Annotated in this window: 7 protein-coding genes and 1 pseudogene; all 8 read right to left on the reverse strand. The window is 53.3% G+C overall.

The annotated features are described in order from the left end of the window. Positions 1-1,113: 1,113 nt before the first annotated feature. A complete protein-coding gene (locus tag ABD654_RS02500) occupies positions 1,114-2,307 on the reverse strand; it encodes a tyrosine-type recombinase/integrase (protein ID WP_344701956.1) in 1,194 nt (397 codons plus the stop codon). Between the two features lie 236 nt (positions 2,308-2,543). Next, positions 2,544-3,254 (reverse strand): recombinase family protein, encoded by a 711-nt coding sequence (locus ABD654_RS02505; protein WP_344701959.1) that lies wholly within the window; start codon positions 3,252-3,254, stop codon positions 2,544-2,546. Between the two features lie 188 nt (positions 3,255-3,442). Continuing rightward, positions 3,443-3,898: a DUF2787 family protein gene (locus ABD654_RS02510; RefSeq protein ID WP_344701961.1), complete on the reverse strand. Its 456-nt coding sequence runs from the start codon at positions 3,896-3,898 to the stop codon at positions 3,443-3,445. A 160-nt stretch (positions 3,899-4,058) separates the two neighbouring features. Continuing rightward, positions 4,059-4,850, reverse strand: a complete 792-nt coding sequence (locus ABD654_RS02515) for a lysozyme family protein (protein WP_344701964.1) — start codon at positions 4,848-4,850, stop codon at positions 4,059-4,061. A gap of 131 nt (positions 4,851-4,981) precedes the next feature. Beyond that, the gene (locus ABD654_RS02520; protein WP_344701965.1) at positions 4,982-5,293 is read right to left on the reverse strand and encodes a YkvA family protein; all 312 of its coding nucleotides are present in this window, start codon (positions 5,291-5,293) and stop codon (positions 4,982-4,984) included. Next, the gene (locus tag ABD654_RS02525; protein ID WP_344701966.1) at positions 5,286-5,657 is read right to left on the reverse strand and encodes a hypothetical protein; all 372 of its coding nucleotides are present in this window, start codon (positions 5,655-5,657) and stop codon (positions 5,286-5,288) included. Before ABD654_RS02525 ends, ABD654_RS02520 begins: the two co-directional genes overlap by 8 nt. A 211-nt stretch (positions 5,658-5,868) precedes the next feature. Next, positions 5,869-6,171, reverse strand: coding sequence for a hypothetical protein (locus tag ABD654_RS02530; protein ID WP_344701967.1), 303 nt, complete (start codon positions 6,169-6,171; stop codon positions 5,869-5,871). 210 nt (positions 6,172-6,381) lie between these two features. Further along, positions 6,382-6,682, reverse strand: a pseudogene (locus ABD654_RS02535) (Rpn family recombination-promoting nuclease/putative transposase); the annotation flags it as partial.

Here is a 6,682-nt window from a genome sequence, read left to right on the forward strand (position 1 = left end):
GCTCGGAAGGCTCAATATTTGAGTGCAGAAATGCCGTGATTAATAAAACCAACGTCACGACTCAAAGGGCAATTTTCAGGGCTTTCCGGCTATCTTTTGGGATCACCTATCAGGATATACCGAGCATCAGAGACCGTATCCGTCAGCTCACGTCGAGTACGTCGGGTACGTCGGGTCACTCTTCAATCCTTATACTCAAGCACTGGAAATGTCTCTATACTTGACGCATCATTCTTACAGGATAATAAAGGACATAATACCGCTACGCGGGGATACATTATCTTCTTTCCCTGCGGTCATGACCATTCTTACTATTCTGGCTAACGCTATATAATAAGAGGAATAAAAAATATACTCAGGATAGCCATTAATAGATAGAGTGATAATCACCAATACTGGATAATGGGTAATAATTAAAGGTTGAATACAGAATGCATGAATGATGATCTGTGATATATGATTGATTAAATATAGGATAAAAAATCAACTATCCACCAACTTCGCTACGCGAGGGATAACTAATCTTTTATCCCTTCGGTCTTGACTACCCTTTCATTATTCTGGCTAACGCATATATTTCAATGAATGATGATAAAAAATACTGCCATGATCCGTGATACCTCATCCTTTTATTATGCATACGAATAAAGAAATGATCGCAAAATACGCCTTCCAATGCCTTTTGCTCCCCTTTATTTCTTCCCATCATAATATCGGACTCGTGACGGGTCAGACGGGCATCAGCTGATTGATGGTCTCTGGCCCCCATCCCAGTGAAAGGGGGTGAGGCGACAGCCACTGGATCACTTTAAGGCTCTCATTACACCCGACGTACCCGACATATCCGACGATAACTGCACCGGCCTTTCCATGATCACATGAAGGCTCTCATTACACCCGACGTACCCGACATATCCGACGTATAGCTCCCCCGGCTCTGACCAGGATCACCGTGATACCTGACTCATAATGCGCGCTATTGCCCCGTTTATGGCATTTAAAAGGAGATAGAGACCAATAGGCTTATTTTTGCGAATGAACGACGATATTGGAAGGATGAAACATCAAAAAAACACCCCCTACCGTCTGGCAGAGGATGCTGAAAGCCCGTTATCAAGGAGCATCGACCGGCGTAAAGGCTATCTGCTCCAGTGCCGTGGAAGCAGCGTTGGACGCTTGCTGGAGCGTCTTCTGCGATAGATGGGCATAGCGCAACGTGACCTTGGGGCAGGAGTGCCCGAGGATCTTCTGGACTTCGTAGAGCGTACGACCACTATTGACCAGCATCGAGGCATACTGGTGGCGGCAGTCATGGATACGGAACTCCGGGAGTCCTGCCTGCTGGCGTAGGCGGTGCCATACCCATGTAATCGTCGTCAGGGGCTTGCCCGTTTGTTGACTGATGAAGAGATGCTCATGGCCGCCACACTGCTGCCAAATATCATCCAGCAGCTTGACGGCAACATCGTTCAGGGGGATCAGCCGCGTTTTCTTGCCCTTCGCATTAGCAGCGGGAATACGCCACTGCCGGGCCGGGATATCAATGTCGTGCCAGCGGGCCTTCAGGGCTTCCCCCAGCCGGGCTCCAGTGGATAAAAGCAACAGGATCACTTGGCACACGACGCGGTTATGGTCTGTATTCAGCACGTGCAGCAGGCGATTTAGCTCATCCTGCGTCAAATAGCGCTCCTTCTTGTTATCGGCATTGAAATGCTTGACGCCTTTTACCGGATTATGCTCGGCGACATCCCACTGAATGGCCAGGTTGAAGATATAGCTCAGCAGCATTAACTGACGATCACAGCTGGACGGGGCCAGCCCCTTTTCCCGGAGGGCCTGGTGGAACGTCACGACCTGCCGCCGCGTAATATGATCCAACGGGCTGTCGCCAAACACCGGCAACAGGTAGTTTTTCAGGAAGGAGACGTCGGTTTCCCAGGAGCGTTTGCGCACCTTCACGTAGGGCAGATAACGTTCCTCCACGAAGCGGGCGAACTCGGGCGTGGCCTTGCGTTTCTTCGTCTCGGCGCGAGGATCTTCCCCCAGCATGATGCGGGCCTTCAGCTGCTTCGCCTTCTTGCGGCCTTGCGGGATCGTTAACTCGGCGGTCGTGCCCAGCTTGGCATACTGCGTCTTGCCGCGTTCGTTCTTGTAGCGAAGATACAGCGTCCCCACGTGAGGATTCGTGGCCCGCAGCTCCATCAGGAAGCCGGGGAACTGGGTATCACAGTACTCGATCTTGCGCTTGCCGTCGGGGCAGCGAAGCGTTTTGATCACGGATTGACTCAAGGCTGTTTTCGGCATCATTCAGCTCCTTGGTTACTTCAGGCATGACGTCTCCGGATCGGCCCGTTTTGGGACCAATCTGGGGGACTTTTGAGGGAGATAGGCCACCCGCAGGTGGCTCAATAGGCAAGATCGTGACGTTTCAGAACATCACGGGATATGACGCCTCGACGGCAAAGACGGATTCGACGGGTTAGCTCCCCCATCGCCCCGGCATCAGCGCCCTGGATCGGGATGTCCGCTAGTCCGCTAGTCCGCTAGTCCGGTAGTTTTGGAAAACTTTTGCCATCCGAGGAACGCCTGAGCCGACTGATCGTGGCGCTGGTGAATGGCCTCCCCTGGTAAGTCGTTAAGCCGCGTTGATTCAGGATGCGGGCCACATCGCTGCCCCTTTCGATGCCTTCCTGCTCTTCCAGATGCTGTATTAGGCGCTGCATTCGCAGTTTCCAGTCACTTTGGCGCTGGGTGCGCTGCTGATTCGCCTTACCGGTGTCCTGGTGGCGGATATCGTTCAGCCGGGGGTTACCAAGCACCTTGCCGCGCTTTCGGGCCGCGTTCAGAGCCAACCGGGTACGCTGGCTTATCATATTGGCTTCGTGCTGGGCCATTGCCGCCAGCACATGGATGGTAAGCTGATCCACGTCGGGCAGGTCGCACAGCGTGAAACGGATACCACGGCGCTGCAGCCCGGTGATGAAGTGAAGGTCACGGCTGAGTCGATCCAGCTTGGCGACGAGCAATGTCGCATGGGCCAGCTCGGCATAGTCGGCGGCTTGGTGGAACTGGGGGCGATTGGCGTTCTTACCGGACTCAATTTCCTGAAACTCGGCGATGATCTCTCCCCCGTATTGGGCCAGATATTCCTGAACGGCTTGGCGCTGAGCCGTGAGACCCAATCCTGATCGGGACTGCTGCTGAGTACTCACGCGGTAATACGCAACAAACCGCCGGGGCATGGAAACAGGCATAGTGCCTCCTTTTCATAAGTTATTTATCGAATCAAAGGATATCTTTACGCAATCAATCAAGGCGCATAAAAAGCGCCTTTATGGTGGCTATCCCGAGAAGAAAACAATTCGCCATACGGCACCCGGAGGCACCGCATGGAAGATGGACGTTGTATTAAGTCAATGAGCTAAAGTCGTTAGAGTATGGATCAGGTTTCCCAGACCACATCCACGTCATAAACACCGTTGGCGTAATAGCTGAGAAAGTTGCTGATATAAAGATCGAAGAAGTCTCCGACTCTGGAAAGAGCAATGGGCGGTAAATGGCGCATCTTGCATAGCTCAACGCTGAACTCGAAGTCGATCTCGGTTAGCAGAACGTGGCGACCATCCACGGGGGTATAGCTGAAGTCAGTAATATATCCCAGTCGAAAGCTATTCCTTTCCACATGGCCCAATCGTATTTCCACGGGATGATAACCACCGGCCAGTGGATCATAGTTGGGATCACGGAATACAATCGTCATGGCCAATACCTGAGCGCCTTCAGGTTCCGGCGGTGATTGGCAATAAGCCGTTTGAATCTCCCTGAGCAAAAGTTCGATCAATGCCGGCGGCAACGGTAAAGCGTTATCGGTGGTTTGAATGGTGGGCGTGAAAGACATGGCAGTCTCCTTTATAAACGGGACCAGCTATTAGCGGCTGATCGTGGATGGCATAAACAAAAACGGCATAGCCCCAAAGTGAGCTATGCCGAATCCTGCATTTCGCTAAACGAACGTTTAGTGTGATGAAAAATCCCGACCGTTACAGGTCAGGAAAGCATTACCCTTCGTCAGTGCTGGCGGATGCGTTTTCGGGGCTTTCTGCTGCCTTTTCCAGGTTCGTTTCAGTCACACCTTTGGCGATAGGCTGCGACTCGAATGCGTGAGACGTGTCGGCATCTTCCACCTGAGCCAGATAGGCTTCCCGGCGCTTCTTCTGCTCGGCCAGGCGTTGCTGCTTAATGGCATCCTTGCGGGCCTGTTCTTTAGCGACGTGATCGGTAAGGTCATGGCCTTCCTTAATCGCGGTTTGCATCGCCTTCCAGATAGTTTCCCGGCGGCTTGCAGGACTGAGAATAAGCGGCTGCTTGTCATCGGCCACCAGTAGCCCTTCCGCCTTGAGCGCGGCACCCAGAAAGCCATGATTATTGGCTCCTTTCCGCTCGAACAGGTCTCGAAAGATAATCGCCTTGAACGGGATGACCTGCTGGTCAACGAGCTCGATCACCTGAGCCAGCGAAATCCATTCGTTGCTGAAATAGCCGCTGGACTGATTGACGGTAACTCGGCACCAGATCGCATCGGCCAGCGTGGCTTCCTCCTTGGCGATATCCGCTTTCAATAGCGCATCGGCTTGATCACGAGTGATGCCCATTTCATAGGTCAGGTGGCCCTTGCCTCGGGGACTGAGCTTCGGCGTATCGGCCTGCTTGAGAATACGAATAGCAGAAAGCGTGTCGGCTTCCGTTGTGCCGGACGTATCAACCTCGACCGTACCGGACGCCTGTAGCTCAGCGGCGTTGGTCGTATCCGTCCTGGGGGATGCGGGGGCTTTTGTCTTGGTCTTGGCCATGAGATAACTCCTTGCGTAGTGGTGGCCCGCAGTACTGCCGGAAAGGATCTGCCAGAAAGAGCTTATTTCCGGGGCGTTGCGAGCATGGAAGAGAAAATCAAAGGTGGGATCGGTAGCGATCGTTTTATGCCTCAGCGGGCAGCTTTATGGCGCATGTCCGTGGTGATGTAGGGCTCCAGCAGGCCCAGCGTGGCGGTAATCACGCCGACGTCATCCACGTACCCCACAATGGGAATCGTGTCGGGAATGGCGTCCAACGGGCAGATCAAATAGCCCAGAGCTCCCACGACGCTGGCTTTCAATGCGACGGGTACGCCGGGACTCCTGAGCAGGTAGTAGAGCAATTTGGCTCGGTAGCTCAGCTCCTTGTACGTGGTGGGCAGGTAATAGATCTTTCGCCAGAAGCCCTTTTGCGAGAAGTGCTTGCTATAGCGCTTAGTCATGGGCCTGCCGTCCCAGCGCCTTCAAGGTCGGGCAGTGCGAATCCCGGGGGAATAGCAGGTAGGTACCGCCGCCGTCGTCCTGGGTCACGGATAGCAGCAATACGTGCTGGTCGGGCGTGTTGATCAATATCTCCGGGAGGTGGATCAGCTGGAAGCGCTTGACGCGATCCATGTCGGGAATATCGTCGAAGCGGTCAGCGGCGTTCAGGACATGCAGTCGAGTGCCGGTGCTGGCCCAAACGTCGTGAGCCGTATTGGGATCATCGCCAAAAGGCAGCGTCATTAAATGATGGATAAGAAAGTCGTGCAGCGGGGCGGGAAGTACCAGCATGCTTAGCCGGCACGGGGAATCAAGCGTGGTCATATCAACTCCTTCGACGGGTGGTCAAAGGAATAATATGTGCTTGTCAGGTGGGGTTAAGACGGCGGGGATGCCATGCGCGGGAGGCAGGTAATGCGGCAAGCAAGGAAAGATCACTGCCGGAACATGGGAACGCAGAAAACGGCACTACGGACACAAAAGAGCCATGCCCCGAAGGGCATGGCCGTAAATCTTTTACAAAATACAAGTCAACTTAGAAGAAATCGATGTACGAGCTGGTGGGCTCAGGCCAGTTTTTGCTCAAGACATTGTAAATACGCTTAACCCATTCGGTATCATCGGCAGCACCTTCCCCGACATAACCGCTGCCTTCATCCCATGTTTCCACGCGGAACAAGACGTCATCCAGGTTGTCGGCTCCCACGTCTTTGCTCAGATAGGCAACCCCCTGGGTCGAAACCCGCAACTGCCAATCCTGGTCGTCGTTTTCGGATCCAAGCAAAGCGGCGACATCGCTCTCGGTAAACGGTGCGTTCAGATCAAGTGTATACGCCATTATTTTCATTCCTTATTCATGTGACGCCCCTACCCTACACGGCCCATCGCCGGTACTCCAAAGTTTTCTAATATCTTGCGTGACAGTCAACCACTTGGAAGCAAAAGAGTTAACGGAACACAGGAACGCAGAAAACGGCACTACGGATACAAAAAAGCCATGCCCCACTCAAGGGACATGGCTCGATATAGATCGCTTAAAGAGGGTCAATCAGTCGTTGAACACGGCTTCCAGGCTATCCGCCTTGAGGATATTTTCGACCCAGGCATCCAGCTCTTCCTGACTGGCTTGCTCCAAACGCTGATCGGCCCAGACCGGTACCTCGTTGAACTTTAAGATGATCAACTTGCGCAGGGTATCAATTCGACCCTGCTGCACGCCTTCATTAACGCCTTCCTGACGCTCGCGCTTGGCCCAGCTTTCCAGATTGTCTGCCAACATATCTCGATCCTCCATCAAACTTCTCAGCTCATCCACATTGACCCTGGCACCCAGCCATTTCAAATGGCGC

The organism is Halomonas cibimaris (genome assembly GCF_039537045.1).
In the GTDB taxonomy this organism is placed as follows: Bacteria; Pseudomonadota; Gammaproteobacteria; order Pseudomonadales; family Halomonadaceae; genus Vreelandella; species Vreelandella cibimaris.

What these genes read in the sequence shown, in the direction of transcription:
- ABD654_RS02500 (WP_344701956.1), bottom strand. Translation starts at nt 2,307, where the DNA reads ATGATGCCGAAAACAGCCTTGAGTCAATCCGTGATCAAAACGCTTCGC.
- ABD654_RS02505 (WP_344701959.1), bottom strand. Translation starts at nt 3,254, where the DNA reads ATGCCTGTTTCCATGCCCCGGCGGTTTGTTGCGTATTACCGCGTGAGT.
- ABD654_RS02510 (WP_344701961.1), bottom strand. Translation starts at nt 3,898, where the DNA reads ATGTCTTTCACGCCCACCATTCAAACCACCGATAACGCTTTACCGTTG.
- ABD654_RS02515 (WP_344701964.1), bottom strand. Translation starts at nt 4,850, where the DNA reads ATGGCCAAGACCAAGACAAAAGCCCCCGCATCCCCCAGGACGGATACG.
- ABD654_RS02520 (WP_344701965.1), bottom strand. Translation starts at nt 5,293, where the DNA reads ATGACTAAGCGCTATAGCAAGCACTTCTCGCAAAAGGGCTTCTGGCGA.
- ABD654_RS02525 (WP_344701966.1), bottom strand. Translation starts at nt 5,657, where the DNA reads ATGACCACGCTTGATTCCCCGTGCCGGCTAAGCATGCTGGTACTTCCC.
- ABD654_RS02530 (WP_344701967.1), bottom strand. Translation starts at nt 6,171, where the DNA reads ATGGCGTATACACTTGATCTGAACGCACCGTTTACCGAGAGCGATGTC.